Origin of the sequence: Streptomyces sp. Go-475 (assembly GCF_003330845.1) — a bacterium.
GTDB lineage: Bacteria > Actinomycetota > Actinomycetes > Streptomycetales > Streptomycetaceae > Streptomyces.
Window position 1 is genome coordinate 7,498,330 of record NZ_CP026121.1, and the last position, 17,992, is coordinate 7,516,321.

Here is a 17,992-nt window from a genome sequence, read left to right on the forward strand (position 1 = left end):
TCCTACGCCTTCTTCGCGGACTCGACGGCGTGGCCGCCGAACTGGTTGCGCAGCGCCGCGATCATCTTCATCTGCGGCGAGTCGTCCTGCCGGGAGGCGAACCGGGAGAACAGGGAGGCCGTGATCGCGGGCAGCGGCACGGAGTTGTCGATCGCCGCCTCCACGGTCCAGCGCCCCTCGCCGGAGTCCTGGGCGTAGCCCCGCAGGCCCTCCAGGTGCTCGTCCTCGTCGAGCGCGTTCACCGCGAGGTCCAGCAGCCAGGAGCGGATGACGGTGCCCTCCTGCCAGGAGCGGAACACCTCGCGGACGTTGTCCACGGAGTCCACGGCCTCCAGCAGCTCCCAGCCCTCGGCGTAGGCCTGCATCATGGCGTACTCGATGCCGTTGTGGACCATCTTGGCGAAGTGCCCGGCGCCGACCTTGCCCGCGTGGACGTAGCCGTACGGGCCCTCCGGCTTGAGCGCGTCGAAGATCGGGCGCAGCCGGTCGACGGTCTCCTTCTCGCCGCCCACCATCAGCGCGTAGCCGTTCTTCAGGCCCCACACGCCGCCGGAGACGCCGGCGTCGACGAAGCCGATGCCGCGCTTGCTCAGCTCCTCGGCGTGCTTCTCGTCGTCCGTCCAGCGGGAGTTGCCGCCGTCGACGACCGTGTCGTACGGCTTGAGCAGGCCCGCCAGCTGGTCGATGACGTGCTGCGTGGGGGCGCCGGCCGGGACCATGACCCAGACCGTGCGGGGCGCCTCCAGCTGGTTGACGAGGTCGGCGAGGCTGGCGACGTCCGACTTCCCGGGGTCGGTGTCGTAGCCGACGACGGTGTGGCCGGCGTTGCGCAGGCGCTCGCGCATGTTGCCGCCCATCTTGCCGAGACCCACAAGTCCGATCTGCATGTCAGTTCACTTCCCGAAGATTGCGGTAGGCGGCCACCAGCGCGGCCGTGGACGGGTCGAGACCGGGGACGTCAGCGCCCTCGGTCAGGGCGGGCTCGACGCGCTTGGCGAGGACCTTGCCCAGCTCCACGCCCCACTGGTCGAAGGAGTCGATGTTCCAGACGGCGCCCTGCACGAACACCTTGTGCTCGTAGAGGGCGACCAGCTGCCCCAGGACCGAGGGGGACAGCTCGGTGGCCAGGATCGTCGTGGTCGGGTGGTTGCCCTGGAAGGTGCGGTGCGGCACCTGCTCCTCGGGCACGCCCTCGGCGCGTACCTCCTCGGCGGTCTTGCCGAAGGCGAGGGCCTGGCCCTGCGCGAACAGGTTGGCCATCAACAGGTCGTGCTGGCCCTTCAGTTCGTCGCTCAGCTCGGCGACCGGCCGGGCGAAGCCGATCAGGTCGGCCGGGATGAGCTTGGTGCCCTGGTGGATCAGCTGGTAGTAGGCGTGCTGCCCGTTGGTGCCGGGTGTGCCCCACACCACCGGCCCGGTCTGCCACTGCACGGGACGCCCGTCGCGGTCCACCGACTTGCCGTTGGACTCCATGTCGAGCTGCTGGAGGTAGGCGGTGAACTGGGACAGGTAGTGGCTGTACGGCAGGACCGCGTGCGACTGGGCGTCGTGGAAGTTGCCGTACCAGATGCCGAGCAGGCCCATGATCAGCGGGGCGTTGGCCTCGGCGGGGGCGTTGCGGAAGTGCTCGTCGACGATGCGGAAGCCGTCGAGCATCTCCCGGAAGCGGTCCGGGCCGATCGCGATCATCAGGGACAGGCCGATCGCGGAGTCGTAGGAGTAGCGGCCGCCGACCCAGTCCCAGAACTCGAACATGTTGTCGACGTCGATGCCGAAGTCGGCGACCTTCCCGGCGTTCGTCGACAGGGCGACGAAGTGCTTCGCCACCGCCTTCTCGTCGCCGCCGAGCCCGTCGAGCAGCCAGGAGCGCGCCGAGGTCGCGTTGGTGATCGTCTCGATGGTGGTGAACGTCTTGGACGCGACGATGAACAGCGTCTCCGCCGGGTCCAGGTCGCGCGTGGCCTCGTGCAGGTCGGAGCCGTCCACGTTGGACACGAAGCGGAAGGTCAGCGAACGGTCCGTGAACGGCCGCAGCGCCTCGTAGGCCATCGCCGGGCCGAGGTCCGAGCCGCCGATGCCGATGTTGACGACGTTGCGGATGCGCTTGCCGGTGTGGCCGGTCCACTCGCCCGAGCGCACCCGGTTCGCGAAGTCGGACATCTTGTCGAGCACGGCGTGCACGCCCGGGACGACGTTCTCGCCGTCGACCTCGATCACCGCGTCCCGGGCGGCGCGCAGCGCGGTGTGCAGCACGCCCCGGTTCTCGGTGGTGTTGATCTTCTCGCCGCGGAACATGGCGTCCCTGAGCCCGAACACGTCGGTGGCGGTCGCCAGCTCCTGGAGCAGGGCCAGTGTCTCGTCGGTGACCAGGTGCTTGGAGTAGTCGATGCGCAGGTCGCCCACGTGCACGACGTAGCGCTCGGCGCGCCCGGGGTCCGCCGCGAACAGCTCCCGCAGGTTCGGCTGCGGCAGGGCGTCCTTGCGGTGGTCCTCCAGGGCGGTCCACTCGGGCCGCCGCGTGAGCAGGGGGGAGTCAGACATGGGCGGGGGTCTCCTCGGTTGCCTCGCCGTTCAGGGCGATGGCGTACATCTCGTCCGCGTCGAGGCGCCGCAGCTCCTCGGCGATGAGTTCGGAGGTGGCACGGACCTTCAGCGCGAGGGTCCGGGACGGCTGGCCCGGCAGGGTCAGCGTGGCCAGCGGCCCCTCGGGGCGGTCGATGACGATCTCGCCGTTCTCCGTGCCCAGGCGTACGGCGGTCACGACCGGCCCGGCGGTGACCACGCGGTCGACCCGGACGTGCAGCCGCGCCTCCAGCCAGCGGGCCAGCAGCTCGGCGGCCGGGTTCTCGGCCTCGGCCTCCACGGCCGCCGAGATCACCTTCGCCCGGGCCTGGTCCAGCGCCGCCGCCAGCATCGAACGCCAGGGCGTCAGCCGGGTCCAGGCGAGGTCCGTGTCGCCGGGCGCGTAGGAGCGGACCCGGGTCTCCAGGGTCTGCAGGGGGTTCTCCACGGCGTACAGGTCGGTGATCCGCCGCTGGGCCAGGGCCCCGAGCGGGTCCTTCGAGGGCACCTCGGGGGCGTCCACCGGCCACCAGACCACCACCGGCGCGTCCGGCAGCAGCAGCGGCAGCACCACCGAGTCGGCGTGGTCGGACACCTCGCCGTAGGTCCGCAGGATCACCGTCTCGCCGGTGCCCGCGTCCGCGCCCACCCGGACCTCCGCGTCCAGCCGGGAGGACTGGCGGTCGCGGGGGGTGCGGGCGTGCCGCTTGATGACGACCAGGGTGCGCGAGGGGTGCTCGTGCGAGGCCTCCTCGGCCGCCTTGATCGCGTCGTAGGCGTTCTCCTCGTCCGTGACGATCACCATCGTCAGGACCATGCCCACGGCCGGCGTGCCGATGGCGCGGCGACCCTGCACCAGCGCCTTGTTGATCTTGCTTGCCGTGGTGTCGGTCAGGTCGATCTTCATGGCCTGCGCCAGCTCCGTCCGTCTCGTGCGAGCATCTCGTCGGCTTCCTCGGGTCCCCAGCTGCCGGAGGCGTACTGCGCGGGCCGGCCGTGCGTGGCCCAGTACTGCTCGATCGGGTCGAGGATCTTCCAGGACTCTTCCACTTCCTGGTGACGGGGGAACAGGTTGGCGTCGCCCAGGAGCACGTCCAGGATCAGCCGTTCGTACGCCTCCGGGCTCGATTCGGTGAACGACTCGCCGTAGGCGAAGTCCATCGTCACGTCCCGGATCTCCATCGACGTGCCCGGCACCTTGGAGCCGAACCGGACCGTCATGCCCTCGTCCGGCTGCACGCGGATGACGATCGCGTTGGCGCCCAGTTCCTCCGTCGCGGTCGAGTCGAAGGGGGAGTGCGGGGCCCGCTGGAACACCACCGCGATCTCCGTGACCCGCCGTCCGAGCCGCTTGCCGGTGCGCAGGTAGAAGGGGACGCCCGCCCAGCGGCGGTTGTCCACCTGGAGCTTGACCGCGGCGTAGGTGTCGGTCGTGGAGCCCGGGTCGATGCCCTCCTCCTCCAGATAGCCGCGCACTTTCGCACCGCCCTGCCAGGCGGCCGCGTACTGCCCGCGCACGGTGTGCAGCCCCAGGTCCTCCGGCAGCTTCACGGCGCGCAGGACCTTCAGCTTCTCGGTCAGCAGCGAGGCGGCGTCGAAGGCGGCCGGTTCCTCCATCGCGGTGAGCGCCATCAGCTGGAGCAGGTGGTTCTGGATGACGTCACGGGCGGCGCCGATGCCGTCGTAGTAGCCGGCCCGGCCGCCGATGCCGATGTCCTCGGCCATGGTGATCTGCACGTGGTCGACGTACGACCGGTTCCAGATCGGCTCGAACATCTGGTTGGCGAAGCGCAGCGCCAGGAGGTTCTGGACGGTCTCCTTGCCGAGGTAGTGGTCGATGCGGAAGACCTGCTCCGGGTCGAACACGTCGTGCACGATCGCGTTCAGCTCGCAGGCGCTGTCGAGATCGTGCCCGAACGGCTTTTCGATGACCGCGCGGCGCCAGGAGCCCTCCGGGGCGTCGGCCAGCTTGTGCTTCTTCAGCTGCTGGACGACCTTGGGGAAGAACTTCGGCGGCACCGAGAGGTAGAAGGCGTAGTTGCCGCTGGTGCCGCGGGAGGCGTCCAGCTCCTCGACGGCGGAGCGCAGCTGCTTGAACGCCGTGTCGTCGTCGAAGTCACCGGGGATGAACCGCATGCCCTCGGCGAGCTGCTGCCAGACCTCCTCGCGGAACGGGGTCCGGGCGTGCTCGCGGACGGCGTCGTGCACGACCTGCGCGAAGTCCTGGTCCTCCCAGTCCCGGCGGGCGAAGCCCACCAGCGAGAAGCCCGGCGGCAGCAGGCCGCGGTTGGCCAGGTCGTACACGGCCGGCATCAGCTTCTTGCGGGACAGGTCGCCGGTCACGCCGAAGATGACGAGCCCGGACGGGCCCGCGATCCGGGGCAGACGGCGGTCGCGCGCGTCGCGCAGCGGGTTGGCGAAGTCGGCGTCGGCGTGGTGCGTGCGCGGGGCGGCCTGCGACTGCCCGTCGGCGCCGGCCCGCTCGTCCCCGGCCGGCTCGGTCGTGCCGCTCACCCCGGTCTGCTCGACCCCGGCCGCCTCCTGGGCGGCCCGGGCCTCCTTGTCCTCCTTGGTCCCCTTGGTCTCCTGTTCGGCGGTCTGGGGAATCCCCTCGCTCATTCCGCGTCAACTCCCTTGTCGTTCAAGGACTTGGTGACCGCGTCCAGCAGGTCCTGCCAGGCCACCTCGAACTTCGCCACACCTTCGTTCTCCAGCTGCCGCACCACCTCGTCGTACGAGATCCCGAGCCGCTCGACGGCCGCCAGGTCCGCTCGGGCCTGGGCGTAGCCGCCGGTGACGGTGTCACCCTGGACGTCGCCGTGGTCCGCGACGGCGTTCAGCGTGGCCTCCGGCATGGTGTTGACCGTGCCGGGGGCGACCAGCTCGTCCACGTACAGGGTGTCCTTGTAGGCGGGGTCCTTCACACCGGTGGAGGCCCAAAGGGGGCGCTGCCGGTTCGCTCGGGCGCCTCCCAGGGCCTGCCAGCGCGGCCCGGCGAAGACCTGCTCGTACGCCTGGTAGGCGAGCCGCGCGTTGGCCAGGGCCGCCCGGCCCTTCAGGGCGAGCGCCTCGTCCGTGCCCAGCAGCGTCAGCCGCTTGTCGATCTCGGCGTCGACGCGGGAGACGAAGAAGGACGCGACCGAGTGGATGCCGGACAGGTCCAGGCCGGCCGCCTGCGCCCGCTCCAGGCCCGCCAGGTAGGCGTCCATCACCTCGCGGTAGCGCTCCAGCGAGAAGATCAGCGTCACGTTGACACTGATACCCGCGCCGATCACCTCGGTGATCGCCGGCAGGCCCGCCTTCGTCGCCGGGATCTTGATCATCACGTTGGGGCGGTCCACCAGCCAGGCCAGCTGCCGGGCCTCGGCGACGGTCGCCGCCGTGTCGTGCGCCAGCCGGGGGTCGACCTCGATGGAGACCCGGCCGTCCCGGCCGCCCGTCGCCTCGTACACCGGCCGCAGCACGTCGGCGGCGGCCCGGACGTCGGCGGTCGTCATCATGCGGACGGCCTCGTCGACGGTCACGCCCCGCGCGGCCAGGTCGGCGAGCTGCTCCTCGTAGCCCTCGCCGGAGCCGATGGCGGCCTGGAAGATGGACGGGTTGGTGGTGACGCCGACGACGTTCCTCGTCTCCACGAGTTCGGCCAGGTTGCCGGAGTCGATGCGCCGGCGGGACAGGTCGTCCAGCCAGATCGACACGCCCTCGTCGGACAGGCGCTTGAGTGCTCCCGCGGTCGCGGTCGCTTCGGTCACAGTGATCATCTTCTTTCGGGCGGTGCGGTCAGCCGCGCGCGGCGGTGAGGGATTCCCGGGCCGCGGCGACGACGTTCTCGGGGGTGAAGCCGTACTCGGCGAACAGGGTCTTGGCGTCGGCGGAGGCGCCGAAGTGCTCCAGGGAGACGATGCGTCCCGCGTCGCCGACGAACCGGTGCCAGGTCAGGCCGATCCCGGCCTCGACCGCGACCCGGGCCTTCACGGACGGCGGGAGCACGCTGTCGCGGTACGCGCGCGGCTGCTGCTCGAACCACTCCACGGACGGCATCGACACCACCCGCGTGCCGACCCCCTCGGCCTCCAGCGCCTCGCGCGCGGCGACCGCGAGCTGCACCTCGGAACCGGTGGCGATCAGCACCACCTCGGGCACCTGCGTGGAGGAGTCCGCGAGGACGTAACCGCCGCGCGCCGCGTCCGGGTTCGGCGCGTAGGTGGGCACGCCCTGGCGGGTCAGCGCAAGGCCGTGCGGGGCCGGGTCGGTGCTGTGCCGCCGCAGGATCTCGGCCCAGACGACCGCGGTCTCGTTGGCGTCGGCCGGGCGTACGACGTTCAGGCCCGGGATGGCCCGCAGCGCGGCCAGGTGCTCCACCGGCTGGTGGGTCGGGCCGTCCTCGCCGAGGCCGATCGAGTCGTGCGTCCACACGTACGTCACCGGCAGCTGCATCAGGGCCGACATGCGGACGGCGTTGCGCATGTAGTCGGAGAACACCAGGAAGGTGCCGCCGTAGATCCGCGTGTTGCCGTGCAGGGCGATGCCGTTCATCTCCGCGGCCATGGAGAACTCGCGGATGCCGAAGTGCACCGTGCGGCCGTACGGGTCGGCCTCCGGCAGCGGGTTGCCCTCCGGCAGGAAGGACGACGTCTTGTCGATGGTGGTGTTGTTCGAGCCGGCCAGGTCGGCGGAGCCGCCCCACAGCTCGGGCAGGACCGCGCCGAGCGCCTGGAGCACCTTGCCGGAGGCGGCGCGGGTGGCGACCGCCTTGCCCGGCTCGAACACGGGCAGGGCGTCCTCCCAGCCCTCGGGCAGCTCGCCCTTGCTGACCCGGTCGAAGGTCGCGGCCCGCTCGGGGTTCTCGCCGCGCCAGGCGGCGATCCGCTTGTCCCAGGCCGCGTGCGCCTCGGCACCCCGGTCCAGGGCCGTGCGGGTGTGGGCCAGCACCTCGTCGGCGACCTCGAAGGTCTGCTCCGGGTCGAAGCCGAGGACGCGCTTGGTGGCGGCGACCTCCTCCTCGCCGAGCGCCGAGCCGTGCGAGGCCTCGGTGTTCCGGGCGTTCGGGGCGGGCCAGGCGATGATCGTGCGCATCGCGATGATGGACGGGCGCCCGGTCTCGGCCTGCGCCGCCTTCAGCGCCGCGTACAGCGCGTGGACGTCGATGTCGCCGTCCTCCCGCGGCTCGATCCGCTGCACGTGCCAGCCGTAGGCCTCGTACCGCTTCAGCACGTCCTCGGAGAACGCGGTCGCCGTGTCGCCCTCGATGGAGATGTGGTTGTCGTCGTAGAGGAAGACCAGGTTGCCGAGCTTCTGGTGGCCGGCGAGCGAGGAGGCCTCGGCGGAGACGCCCTCCTGGAGGTCGCCGTCGGAGACGATCGCCCAGATGGTGTGGTCGAAGGGCGACTCGCCCTCGGGGGCGTCCGGGTCGAACAGGCCGCGCTCGTAGCGGGCGGCCATCGCCATGCCGACCGCGTTGGCGACGCCCTGGCCCAGCGGGCCGGTGGTGGTCTCCACGCCCGCCGTGTGGCCGTACTCGGGGTGGCCGGGCGTCTTCGAGCCGTGCGTGCGGAACGCCTTCAGGTCGTCCAGCTCCAGCTCGTAGCCCGCGAGGTACAGCTGCGTGTAGAGGGTCAGCGAGGTGTGCCCGGGGGAGAGGACGAAGCGGTCACGGCCCGTCCACTCCGGGTCGGCGGGGTCGTGCCGCATCACCTTCTGGAAGAGCGTGTAGGCGGCCGGCGCCAGGCTCATCGCGGTGCCGGGGTGGCCGTTGCCGACCCGCTGCACGGCATCCGCCGCCAGCAGGCGGGCGGTGTCGACGGCACGCCGGTCGAGGTCGGTCCATTCGAAGCTGTCCGCTGTCTGCGTGCTCATCTTCAAGAAGTCCTCGATAGGAGCGAAGGGGCTGGTCTGACGCGTTCAAAATTAAAAGTCTGACTTTTTCGACGGAAGGTCGCCGTGTGCCAGCCTGTGGTGAAAGTGGGACACCCAGAAGCAGCACGAGGCGCGAGCGGGGCGGTACGAGGCGGACATGGCGGACAGAAGCATCCAAGGCGGCGACATCCAAGGCGGCGACGGGATCAGAACGTTCCCCTTCCCGGTCGAGCTGAGCGTCGGCGGCGTCGGCATGCAGGTCGGCCCGATGGGCACCGGCCGTACCTGGCACGCCGAAGCGCCGCTGGAGCGCGTGCACCGCATCGAGTTCCACGTCGTGATGCTGTTCGGCGAGGGCCCGGTCCGGCACATGGTCGACTTCACCGAGTACGAGGCCCGCGCCGGGGACCTGCTGTGGATCCGCCCGGGGCAGGTCCACCGCTTCTCGCCCACCAGCGAGTACCGCGGAACCGTGCTCACCATGCAGCCGGGCTTCCTGCCCCGCGCCACCGTGGAAGCCACCGGTCTGTACCGCTACGACCTGCCGCCGCTGCTGCGCCCCGACGAGGGCCAGCGCACCGCCCTGCGCGCCGCGCTCGGCCAGTTGCGGCGCGAGTACGAGGACACGGCCACGCTGCCGCTCAGCCTGCACACCGCCGTCCTGCGCCACACCCTGACGGCGTTCCTGCTGCGCCTCGCCCACCTCGCCACGAGTTCCGCGGACGCGGTGCGCCGGCAATCCGACTCCACCTTCACGCTCTTCCGGGACGCCGTGGAGAAGGACTTCGCCACCAACCACAGCGTCAGCGCCTACGCCGACGCGCTCGGTTACTCCCGCCGCACCCTGGTCCGCGCGGTCCGGGCCGCGACCGGTGACACCCCCAAGGCGTTCATCGACAAGCGCGTCGTCCTGGAGGCCAAACGGCTCCTCGCCCACACCGACCTGCCGATCGGCCGGGTCGGCGCGGCGGTCGGCTTCCCCGACGCCGCGAACTTCTCCAAGTTCTTCCACCAGCACACGGACCAGACCCCCGCGGCGTTCCGGGCGGAGTTGCGCTGAGGGCAGCGGAAGGGGGCTCCACGCGCGCGTGGAGCCCCCTTCCGGGTGCGGTCAGCGCCCGAAGGTGAACCAGTTGACGTTCACGAAGTCCGCCGGCTGCCCGCTGGTGAAGGTCAGATAGACGTCGTGCGTGCCCGTCACGGAGCTGATGTCGGCGGGGATCGTCCGCCACGACTGCCAGCCGCCGGTGTTGCCCACCGCGAAGCTCCCGATGGGCGCGTTGCTCCGGCTGTCCAGCCGCACCTCGACCAGCCCGCTGACACCGCCCGCCGCGCCGCTCGCGACCCGGGCGCTGAACTGCCGGGCCGCCGTGGAGCCGAAGTTCACGCCCTTGAACTGCAGCCAGTCGCCGTTGGCCAGGGCGCCGACGTTCCGGCCGCCGCCGGTGTCGGTGGTCGTCTCGGTCATGGTGCCGGACTGGCTGTCGTAGGACTCGGCCTGGAGGGTGCCGTAGGCGTCGCGGTCGCCGGTGGGCGGAGGCGTGGTGCCGCCACCGCCCGACGACAGCACCTGCACGTAGTCGACGACCATCGGGTGGCCGGGCTGGGTGCCCGCGTCCGGGCCGCCGCCGAACGCGTCCGGGAAGCCGCCGCCCATCGCCACGTTGAGGATGATGAAGAAACCGTGGTCGGTGGCGTTCCGCCAGGTCGTCGCGTCGACCTGGTCGGCGCGCACGGTGTGGAAGTTGACGCCGTCGAGGTAGAAGCGGATCTGCTCGACGCTCGTCGAGCGGTCCCACTCCATCCGGTACGTGTGGAAGCCGGCCTGGCACGTGGTGCCCTGGCAGGTGGTCGAACCGCCGATGCCGCTGGTCTCGTTGCAGGGGCCGCCCGGGGAGGTGCCGCAGTGCATCGTGGCGAACACCGTGTTCTGGCCCTGGGTGTTCTCCATGATGTCCAGCTCGCCGACGGCCGGCCAGTTCCAGTAGTTGCCGCGGTAGGGGGCGCCCAGCATCCAGAAGGCGGGCCAGTAGCCCCTGGCCGCCGCTCCGGTGACGTTCGGCACCTGGATGCGCGACTCCACGCGGAGCTTGCCGCCGGCCGGGGGCTGGAAGTCGGTGCGGTTGGTCTCGACGCGGCCGGAGGTCCAGTTGCCGGCGGCGTCCCGGCGGGGCGTGATGCGGAGGTTGCCGTTGCCGTCGAGGGAGACGTTGTCGGTGCTGCTCGTCATCGTCTCGACCTCGCCGGTGCCCCAGTTGGCGGGGCCGCCCGGGTAGCCCTTGCCGGTGGCGTACTGCCAGTTCGAGGTGTTGACGCCGCTGCCCGCCGGGCCGTTGAAGTCGTCCACGAACACCTGCGTCCAGCCCGACGGGGGCGGCGGGGCGGAGGCGTTCGCGGCCGGGGTGGCGACGGTGGCGGCGGCAGCCGCGAGTCCGAGCGTGCACGTGACGGCGACGAAGGCCCGCCGGAAGGGGCGGGGTCCGCGGGGGGTACCGGAGGTTTCGCTCATGTGGGGGCCTCTCGGGGAAGGAGAGCGAGAGCGCTGAGAGCGCTCTCAAAGTGCCGTCAATGTGCTCCACCTCACCCGGGGCGTCAAGAGGTAAAGCCAGGAAAAGTACGGGGCTGCTGCTGGATGCAGAGCCTGAACGGGACGTGGGGACACCGGGGTTGAGAGCGCTCTTATCCGTCTCGGCGTCCACCGTCCCGCTGGGCGGCCCGCCTCTTGCCGTGCGACTTCAGCAGGTCGTCGATGAACAGGAGCAGCAGGATCCCGATCCCCGGCGTCCATGGAGGCAGCCCGGCCACGGCCGCGACGAGTCCCGTCAGCATCGCGAGCACGACCAGCACGAGCAGCCGCAGCAATCCCCACCGCCTGACGCGCGCCGGCCACCGTCCCCCGTGCCGCTTCATCGCCGACTCCCCCCGTCGCTGGGCTCGTCGAGCCCTCCGCGGAGTCCGACTGCCGGCGGCGGGGAACGGTTGCGGCTCCTGCGACGGTCCGTTCGGGGGCACGGCGTACCAGGCCGTTGTCAGACCCTCCTGCGATGCTCTCGGCATGGATGTGACGTTGCAGGTGACCATCGACTGCGCCGACCCGGCGACCCTGGTGAACTTCTGGACACAGGCCCTCGGTTACGAACCCGAGCCGCCTCCGGGCGGGCACCCCAGCTGGCGCGCCTACTGGGAGGCCATGGGGGTGCCGGCGGAGGAACTGACGGAGGGCGCGGGGGAGACACCCGAGTCGATCGTCGATCCGGAGGGGCAGGGGCCCCGCATCTGGTTCCAGCGGGTGCCGGAGGCCAAGACCGTCAAGAACCGGGTGCACCTCGACCTCAAGGTGGGCGGCGGCCGGGGCGTTCCCCTGCCGGAGCGCACCCGGAGGGTCGCGGCGAAGGTCGACCGGCTGGTCGCGGCGGGCGCGACGGTGGTGCGGACCATGGACGAGCCGGACATGGACTACTACGGGGTCGTGCTGCGCGACCCGGAGGGCAACGAGTTCTGCGTGGCCTAGGGGATGTCCGCGGAAGGAGCCTCAGAACCGACGCCGCCCCGGCGGCCGCAGGCGCGGTTCAGGCCCGCTCCGGCTGCCACCCGAGCGCACGCGAGATCCCGCGCGCTGCCATCCGCACCGCCGGGGCCAGCACCGGCACCTGGGCGTCCGCGTGAGGCACCACGATCGAGACGGCGGCGGTCACCGTGCCGTCCGCACCGCGTACCGGCGCGGCCACCGACAGGGCGTCCTCCGTGACCTGACGGTCGCTCACGGCCACACCCGACCGCCGCACCTCGGCCAGCACCCGCCGCAGCCGCCCCGGATCGGTGATCGTGTACGCGGTGAAGGACGCCAGGCCGCCCGCGCAGTACTCCTCCTGGAACTCCGGCTCGCCGTGCGCCAGCAGGGCGAGCCCGACCCCGGTGGCGTGCAGCGGCCAGCGCGCGCCGACACGGATGTGCACGCCGACCGCCGACCGCCCCGACAGCCACTCGATGTAGACGACGTCCCGGCCGTCCCGCACGGCCAGCTGCACGTTCTCGTGCGTCGCCTCGTACAGGTCCTCCAGGTACGGCAGCGCGAGCTGCCGCAGGGCGAGGCCCCGGGGCGCCAGTGCGGCGACCTCCCACAGCCGGAGCCCGACGTGGTAGACGCCGGACTCGTCCCGCTCCAGGGCGCCCCACTCGGTGAGCGCGCCGACCAGCCGGTGCGCGGTGGTCAGGGTCAGCCCGGCCCGCCGGCTGATGTCCGTCAGGCTCAGCGCCGGGTGCTCGTGGTCGAAGGCCGCGAGCACGGACAGCAGCCGGTCGGCGGCGGTGGGGGCACCCCGGGGCAGCACGGTCATGGCCGGGTGTCTCCCGGGTGGGCGAGGTCGTAGGGGCGGGGGTAGGCGGCCGGGCGGTAGGGGGCGTAGCGGGGCTCGGCCGCCGGGTCCGCCGCCCGCGCACGGGCGTTGAGGGCCTCGGGGGAGGCGTCCCAGCGGCCCGTGTCCAGGCGGTGTTCCAGGGTGCGCAGGGCCGCCAGCGTCTCGCCGGTGGTGAAGGTGCAGTGACCGGGGCCGTCCACGTACGCCTGGTGCAGGAGCCCCGCCGAGCCCGCCGCGGTGGCCGCCCGCCGGTAGGCGCTCTGCGCCTGCACCGGGATGAGCGCGTCACCGGTCGTGTGGATGTTCAGCTGGGGGTCGGCCAGCCGGCCGGAGAGCACGCTGGTGCTCCGCATCCACCGCAGGGCCGGCGCGTCGGCGGAGATCCGGGGTGCCCGGTCCAGGGCCGTGAGGTCGGTGCGCAAGGACAGTCCCGCCTCCTTGTAGAGCTCGGTCACCTCTTTGTACAGGGGGGACCGGGCGAGCATCACCCCGTAGTCGACCCCCGTGTTCCAGGACGGGTTGCCGCCCGCCCGGCTCTCGGCCTCCTGCCGCCAGCTGAACGCGGGCAGCTGGAGCAGGCCGCGCACGGCGGAGTACTGGTTGGCCTGCCGGGCCTGCCAGTCCGTGGGGCCCGGCTTCGGCTGCGCGGGGTCGTTGTGGCCGGGGATGTTGTGCAGGGCGGCGGCCAGGGCGATCCGGGCGCGGCCCTCGGGGGTCCGCTGGGCGGCGTCGGCCTTGGCGCTGAGCGACTTCGCGGCGGCGACCGCCTCCGCCTGGTCGGCGAAGTCCGCGAGCGGGATGCCGGAGCCCGGGGCGAGCAGCGTGCGCAGCGCGAACACCGGGTCCAGGGTGCTGTTCCAGTTGGCGACGCCGCCCTGCACCAGCCCGCACATCGACAGCGAGCCGTCGAAGCGCCCGGGGTGCCGCTCGGCGAGCATCGCGGTGACGAACCCGCCGTACGAGGTGCCCCAGGCGAGGGTCCGCCGCGCCGCCCCGAACCGCTGCGTGAACAGGTCCAGGGTGGCCAGCTGGTCGGGCACCGCCTCCGTGACCGCCCAGCCGGTCGTCGCGTACGAGGAGCCGATGAGGGCGTACCCCTCGGCCAGCAGCTTGTCCCGGGCGGCCGGACCGGACGTGTTCTGAGCCGGGTTGGGGGATCCGGCCGGGCTGTAGCCGTGGCTGTACAGCAGCACCGTGCCGTTCCAGGAGGCGGGAACGTCCATCACGTACGCGGCGCCGGAGGGGAGCCGGCCCTCCAGGTGGGTGCCGGTGGCCGCGGCCGACGGGGAGGTCAGCGCGGTCGCCGCCAGGGACAGGCAGGCGGTCAGTAAGGCGAGGCGGATCCTCAACGGGGGGTCCCTTCCAGGGTGGGGGCGGCGGTGGGGGAGTCCAGGGCGTCCGTGTGGGTCTCGCGCAGCCGCCAGACGGTGACGGCGGTGATCGCCGCGCCCGTGCACAGCAGCAGCGACACCGGCGTGCTGCCGCCGCCGAAGGAGGCGAGGAGGCTGCCGGCGATCAGCGGGGAGAACCCGGCGCCGATCAGGGTCGCCCCCTGGTAGCCGAGGGAGGCGCCGGTGTAGCGGACACGGGTGCCGAACATCTCGGTGAGCAGGGCGCCGAGCGGCCCGTACATCGTGGACTGGGCGACGCCGTGGCCGAGGGACAGAGCGAGGATCAGCAGGCCGGGCGAGCCGGAGTCGACCAGGGCCAGCACGGGGAAGGCGAGCGCCGCCGAGGCGAGGGCACCGGCGAGCACGACGGGCCGGCGGCCGACCCGGTCCGACAGCGCGGACGCGGCGGGCAGCACGGCGAGGGCCACGCAGGAGGCGACGGTCACCGCGGTCAGCACCTGCGGGCGGGTGTACCCCTGGTCGACGGCGTAGGAGATCATGAAGCTGGTCAGCAGCGACTGGGTGGTGAACGCGCCGATGCCGACGCACGCGGCCAGCAGCACCGGCTTCGGGCGGCGCAGCACCTCCACGATCGGCGGCTTGTCCACGGGCTCCCGCTTGACCTGCGCGAACAGCGGGCTCTCGGCGACCTTCAGGCGCACGAACAGCCCCACTGCCAGCAGCACGATGCTCAGCAGGAACGGCACCCGCCAGCCCCAGGAGCGGAACTCGTCGTCGGGCAGCGCGGCGACCAGGGTGACCACGCCGGCCGACAGCACGGAACCGAGCGGGGCGCCGAGCTGGGTGAAGCTGGACCAGAAGCCGCGCCGGGACCCCTGCGCGTGCTCGGCGTGCTCGACGACCATCAGCATCGCGCCGCCCCACTCGCCGCCGATCGCGATGCCCTGCACGACACGCAGGGCGACGAGCAGGACCGGCGCCCAGACGCCGATGGCGTCGTAGGTGGGCAGCAGGCCGATGAGGAAGCTGCCGCAGCCCATCAGGACCATGGTCAGCAGCATCATCGACTTGCGGCCGATCCGGTCGCCGAAGTGGCCGAAGACGATGCCGCCCAGCGGGCGGGCCAGGTAGCCCGCGGCGAAGGTGCCGAACGCCGCGATGGTGCCGACCGCCGGGTCGGCCCGCGGGAAGAACAGCTCGCCGAAGACGAGCGCGGCGACGGTTCCGTACACGAGGAAGTCGTAGAACTCGACCGCCGTGCCGAGCAGGCCGGAGACGGCGACGCGGCGCAACTGCCGGGGATCGGGGGCGACTTGAGCGGCGGGGACGGATGGCTGCACGGGAGCTCCCTGGGGACGGGTCTCGGTTGCCCCGTGAAGTTAGGCACCAGACGTGCAGCCGTCAATCATTTGCACAACATCAGTTCAGGCCGTCCTCCGCGATCCGCAGCAGCAGCGCGTGCAGCGTCTCCCGCTCGGCCGGGTCCAGGGGGCCCAGCAGTTCGCCGGTCACCCGCTGCCCGGCCTCGTCGGTGTCGCGGAGGAACGCGCGGCCGTTCCCGGTCAGCACGACGATCCGGCTGCGGCGGTCGTCGGGGGAGGGGCGGCGCTCGGCGAAGCCCAGCTTCTCCAGGTCGTCGACCAGGCCGACGATCGCGCTCGGGTCGTAGCCGAGCCGTGCGCTCAGCTCGCGCTGGAGGGTGCCGTCGGACGTGGCGAGGAAGCGCAGCACCGCGTAGTGGCGCAGGCGCAGGCCCGACTCCTGGAGGCAGGCGTTGAACAGCTGCCCCGAGCGCAGGCCCAGGCGGTACAGCAGGTAGCCCGTGTCGGCGTGCAGCCCTCGCATCCACGGCTCGTCCGCGTCGATGGACTTCGGGGTGGCGTTCTGGCGTGTGATGGCGGGCTCCCTGTGCTCGGTGCGTCTCGATGGCATCAGCATCTCGCACCTGTGCGGGCATCAACAACTATTGACGTCAACAATTATTGCTCTTAGCTTCGATCTCGCGCCCCGATCCGTGCGCTCGTACCGAACCCCGTGTGAAGGGATCCCCCGTGCCCAGCATCGATCTCTCCGGCAAGGCCGCCGTCGTCACCGGCAGCGGCCGGGGCCTCGGCCTCGCCTACGCCCATGCCCTGGCCGCCCACGGCGCGTCCGTGGTCGTCAACGACGTCGACGAGGCGGTGGCCGAGGCGGCCGTGAAGTCCATCACCGAGGCGGGCGGCACCGCCGTCGCCGAGGTCGTCCCGGTCGGCACGACTCAGGCCGCCGAACGGCTCGTGAACCGGGCGGTGGCGGAGTTCGGGCGCCTGGACGTCCTGGTCACCAACGCCGGCATCCTGCGCGACAAGGTGCTGTGGAAGATGTCCGACGACGACTTCGACGCGGTGATCACCACGCATCTGAAGGGCACCTTCACCTGCGCCCGGGCCGCCGCCGTCCGGATGCGCGAGCAGGGCGAGGGCGGCTCGCTGATCCTGGTCGGCTCCCCGGCCGGACAGCGCGGCAACTTCGGCCAGACGAACTACGCCGCCGCCAAGGCCGGTATCGCGGCGATGGCCCGCACCTGGTCCATGGAGCTGCGCCGCGCCGACATCACCGTCAACGCGATCGTGCCGGTCGCCGCGACCGCGATGACCGAGACCATCCCGGCCTTCGCCCCGTACATCGAGGCCATGCGCGGCGGCGAGCCGCTGCCGGACTTCCTGCGCAAGGGCGAGGGCTTCGGCACCCCCGAGGACTGCGCCGCCCTCGTCCCGTTCCTCGCCTCCGAGGCCGCGCGCGGTGTGACCGGTCAGTGCATCGGCATCGGCGGCGACAAGGTGGCACTCTGGTCGCATCCGCAGGAGATCAGGGCGGCCTACGCCGACGGCGGCTGGACCCCCGAGGCCCTCGCGGACGCCTGGCCCACCTCGGTCGGCGCCGAGCTCCAGTCGGTCGGCATCCCGGCGCCGAAGTTCCCGGAGGCGTGATGGACCCCGTGATGGACCCGGAGTCACTGGTCGCGATCGACGTCCACACCCACGCGGAGGTCTCCTCCAAGGGCCACTCCTCCCTGGACGACGACCTGCACGACGCCTCCTCCGCCTACTTCAAGGTCGAGGGGAAGCGGAAGCCCACGATCGAGGAGACGGCCGCCTACTACCGCGAGCGGAACATGGCCGCCGTGATCTTCACGGTCGACGCCGAGTCCGCCACCGGCACCCCGCCCGTCCCGAACGAGGAGGTCGCCGAGGCGGCCGCCGCCAACGCGGACGTCCTCATCCCCTTCGCCTCCATCGACCCCTTCCGGGGAAAGGCGGGCGTCAAGCAGGCCCGCCGCCTGGTCGAGGAGTACGGGGTGCGGGGCTTCAAGTTCCACCCCAGCATCCAGGGCTTCTTCCCCAACGACCGGGCGGTGGCGTACGACCTGTACGAGGTGATCGAGGAGACCGGCACGATCGCCCTCTTCCACACGGGCCAGACGGGCATCGGCGCCGGCGTCCCCGGCGGGGGCGGGATCACGCTGAAGTACTCCAACCCGCTCCACGTGGACGACGTGGCGGCCGACTTCCCGCACCTGAAGATCATCCTGGCGCACCCGTCCTTCCCCTGGCAGGACGAGGCCCTCGCCGTCGCCACGCACAAGCCGGGCGTGCACATCGACCTGTCCGGCTGGTCGCCGAAGTACTTCCCGCCGCAGCTCGTGCAGTACGCGAACACGCTGCTGAAGGACAAGGTCCTCTTCGGCTCCGACTTCCCCGTCCTCACCCCCGACCGCTGGCTCGCCGACTTCGAGAAGCTGTCGATCAAGGACGAGGTGCGCCCGAAGATCCTCAAGGAGAACGCCGCCCGCCTGCTCGGGCTGACCAAGACGTAAGGGGCGTG

16 protein-coding genes are annotated in these 17,992 nt (G+C 71.8%); 4 read left to right on the top strand and 12 right to left on the bottom strand.

Annotated features, from left to right (window positions below):
- Window positions 1-2 precede the first annotated feature (2 nt).
- The 6 genes from gnd to tkt are packed head-to-tail and all read right to left on the bottom strand — an operon-like array spanning window position 3 to window position 8,418.
- The gene (gnd, locus tag C1703_RS34065; RefSeq protein ID WP_114256446.1) at window positions 3-887 is read right to left on the bottom strand and encodes a phosphogluconate dehydrogenase (NAD(+)-dependent, decarboxylating); all 885 of its coding nucleotides are present in this window, start codon (window positions 885-887) and stop codon (window positions 3-5) included.
- 1 nt (window position 888) lies between these two features.
- Complete coding sequence (gene pgi, locus C1703_RS34070; RefSeq protein WP_114256447.1) at window positions 889-2,541, bottom strand: glucose-6-phosphate isomerase; 1,653 nt, start codon at window positions 2,539-2,541, stop codon at window positions 889-891.
- The gene (opcA, locus tag C1703_RS34075) at window positions 2,534-3,469 is read right to left on the bottom strand and encodes a glucose-6-phosphate dehydrogenase assembly protein OpcA (RefSeq protein WP_114256448.1); all 936 of its coding nucleotides are present in this window, start codon (window positions 3,467-3,469) and stop codon (window positions 2,534-2,536) included. Before opcA ends, pgi begins: the two co-directional genes overlap by 8 nt.
- Window positions 3,466-5,181 (bottom strand): glucose-6-phosphate dehydrogenase, encoded by a 1,716-nt coding sequence (gene zwf, locus C1703_RS34080; RefSeq protein WP_114256449.1) that lies wholly within the window; start codon window positions 5,179-5,181, stop codon window positions 3,466-3,468. Before zwf ends, opcA begins: the two co-directional genes overlap by 4 nt.
- Window positions 5,178-6,323 carry a transaldolase gene (tal, locus tag C1703_RS34085; RefSeq protein WP_114256450.1) on the bottom strand — a complete coding sequence of 382 codons (1,146 nt, stop codon included), beginning with the start codon at window positions 6,321-6,323 and terminating at the stop codon, window positions 5,178-5,180. Before tal ends, zwf begins: the two co-directional genes overlap by 4 nt.
- A gap of 19 nt (window positions 6,324-6,342) precedes the next feature.
- The gene (gene tkt / locus C1703_RS34090) at window positions 6,343-8,418 is read right to left on the bottom strand and encodes a transketolase (protein WP_114256451.1); all 2,076 of its coding nucleotides are present in this window, start codon (window positions 8,416-8,418) and stop codon (window positions 6,343-6,345) included.
- A gap of 157 nt (window positions 8,419-8,575) precedes the next feature.
- Here tkt and C1703_RS34095 point away from each other — a divergent pair, with 157 nt between their 5' ends.
- The gene (locus C1703_RS34095; RefSeq protein ID WP_114256452.1) at window positions 8,576-9,478 is read left to right on the top strand and encodes an AraC family transcriptional regulator; all 903 of its coding nucleotides are present in this window, start codon (window positions 8,576-8,578) and stop codon (window positions 9,476-9,478) included.
- Window positions 9,479-9,529: 51 nt separating this feature from the next.
- On the opposite strand, the gene C1703_RS34100 is transcribed toward C1703_RS34095, so the two are convergent.
- Window positions 9,530-10,927, bottom strand: coding sequence for a glycoside hydrolase family 16 protein (locus C1703_RS34100; RefSeq protein ID WP_114256453.1), 1,398 nt, complete (start codon window positions 10,925-10,927; stop codon window positions 9,530-9,532).
- A gap of 170 nt (window positions 10,928-11,097) precedes the next feature.
- The gene (locus tag C1703_RS34105) at window positions 11,098-11,328 is read right to left on the bottom strand and encodes a hypothetical protein (RefSeq protein ID WP_157993200.1); all 231 of its coding nucleotides are present in this window, start codon (window positions 11,326-11,328) and stop codon (window positions 11,098-11,100) included.
- Window positions 11,329-11,473: 145 nt separating this feature from the next.
- Between C1703_RS34105 and C1703_RS34110 the strand changes: the two genes are divergently transcribed.
- The gene (locus C1703_RS34110) at window positions 11,474-11,929 is read left to right on the top strand and encodes a VOC family protein (RefSeq protein WP_114256455.1); all 456 of its coding nucleotides are present in this window, start codon (window positions 11,474-11,476) and stop codon (window positions 11,927-11,929) included.
- A 58-nt stretch (window positions 11,930-11,987) separates the two neighbouring features.
- Here the strand turns inward: C1703_RS34110 and C1703_RS34115 are convergent, their stop codons facing one another.
- From C1703_RS34115 to C1703_RS34130, 4 genes are all read right to left on the bottom strand, one after another.
- Window positions 11,988-12,755 carry an IclR family transcriptional regulator gene (locus C1703_RS34115; RefSeq protein ID WP_114256456.1) on the bottom strand — a complete coding sequence of 256 codons (768 nt, stop codon included), beginning with the start codon at window positions 12,753-12,755 and terminating at the stop codon, window positions 11,988-11,990.
- A complete protein-coding gene (locus tag C1703_RS34120; RefSeq protein ID WP_232840678.1) occupies window positions 12,752-14,125 on the bottom strand; it encodes a DUF6351 family protein in 1,374 nt (457 codons plus the stop codon). The genes C1703_RS34115 and C1703_RS34120 overlap by 4 nt, the downstream gene beginning before the upstream one ends.
- The gene (locus C1703_RS34125; protein WP_114256457.1) at window positions 14,122-15,468 is read right to left on the bottom strand and encodes an MFS transporter; all 1,347 of its coding nucleotides are present in this window, start codon (window positions 15,466-15,468) and stop codon (window positions 14,122-14,124) included. Before C1703_RS34125 ends, C1703_RS34120 begins: the two co-directional genes overlap by 4 nt.
- 79 nt (window positions 15,469-15,547) lie before the next feature.
- Window positions 15,548-15,973 carry a MarR family transcriptional regulator gene (locus tag C1703_RS34130; protein ID WP_114257727.1) on the bottom strand — a complete coding sequence of 142 codons (426 nt, stop codon included), beginning with the start codon at window positions 15,971-15,973 and terminating at the stop codon, window positions 15,548-15,550.
- Window positions 15,974-16,179: 206 nt separating this feature from the next.
- Here C1703_RS34130 and C1703_RS34135 point away from each other — a divergent pair, with 206 nt between their 5' ends.
- Window positions 16,180-17,097, top strand: coding sequence for an SDR family oxidoreductase (locus C1703_RS34135; protein WP_114256458.1), 918 nt, complete (start codon window positions 16,180-16,182; stop codon window positions 17,095-17,097).
- A gap of 11 nt (window positions 17,098-17,108) precedes the next feature.
- Window positions 17,109-17,984 (top strand): amidohydrolase family protein, encoded by an 876-nt coding sequence (locus C1703_RS34140; RefSeq protein WP_114257728.1) that lies wholly within the window; start codon window positions 17,109-17,111, stop codon window positions 17,982-17,984.
- The last annotated feature ends 8 nt before the right edge of the window (window positions 17,985-17,992 follow it).

What these genes read in the sequence shown, in the direction of transcription:
- C1703_RS34100 (WP_114256453.1), bottom strand. Translation starts at nt 10,927, where the DNA reads ATGAGCGAAACCTCCGGTACCCCCCGCGGACCCCGCCCCTTCCGGCGG.
- C1703_RS34105 (WP_157993200.1), bottom strand. Translation starts at nt 11,328, where the DNA reads ATGAAGCGGCACGGGGGACGGTGGCCGGCGCGCGTCAGGCGGTGGGGA.
- opcA (WP_114256448.1), bottom strand. Translation starts at nt 3,469, where the DNA reads ATGAAGATCGACCTGACCGACACCACGGCAAGCAAGATCAACAAGGCG.
- zwf (WP_114256449.1), bottom strand. Translation starts at nt 5,181, where the DNA reads ATGAGCGAGGGGATTCCCCAGACCGCCGAACAGGAGACCAAGGGGACC.
- C1703_RS34115 (WP_114256456.1), bottom strand. Translation starts at nt 12,755, where the DNA reads ATGACCGTGCTGCCCCGGGGTGCCCCCACCGCCGCCGACCGGCTGCTG.
- tkt (WP_114256451.1), bottom strand. Translation starts at nt 8,418, where the DNA reads ATGAGCACGCAGACAGCGGACAGCTTCGAATGGACCGACCTCGACCGG.
- C1703_RS34110 (WP_114256455.1), top strand. Translation starts at nt 11,474, where the DNA reads ATGGATGTGACGTTGCAGGTGACCATCGACTGCGCCGACCCGGCGACC.
- pgi (WP_114256447.1), bottom strand. Translation starts at nt 2,541, where the DNA reads ATGTCTGACTCCCCCCTGCTCACGCGGCGGCCCGAGTGGACCGCCCTG.
- C1703_RS34095 (WP_114256452.1), top strand. Translation starts at nt 8,576, where the DNA reads ATGGCGGACAGAAGCATCCAAGGCGGCGACATCCAAGGCGGCGACGGG.
- tal (WP_114256450.1), bottom strand. Translation starts at nt 6,323, where the DNA reads ATGATCACTGTGACCGAAGCGACCGCGACCGCGGGAGCACTCAAGCGC.
- C1703_RS34140 (WP_114257728.1), top strand. Translation starts at nt 17,109, where the DNA reads ATGGACCCGGAGTCACTGGTCGCGATCGACGTCCACACCCACGCGGAG.
- gnd (WP_114256446.1), bottom strand. Translation starts at nt 887, where the DNA reads ATGCAGATCGGACTTGTGGGTCTCGGCAAGATGGGCGGCAACATGCGC.
- C1703_RS34130 (WP_114257727.1), bottom strand. Translation starts at nt 15,973, where the DNA reads ATGCGAGGGCTGCACGCCGACACGGGCTACCTGCTGTACCGCCTGGGC.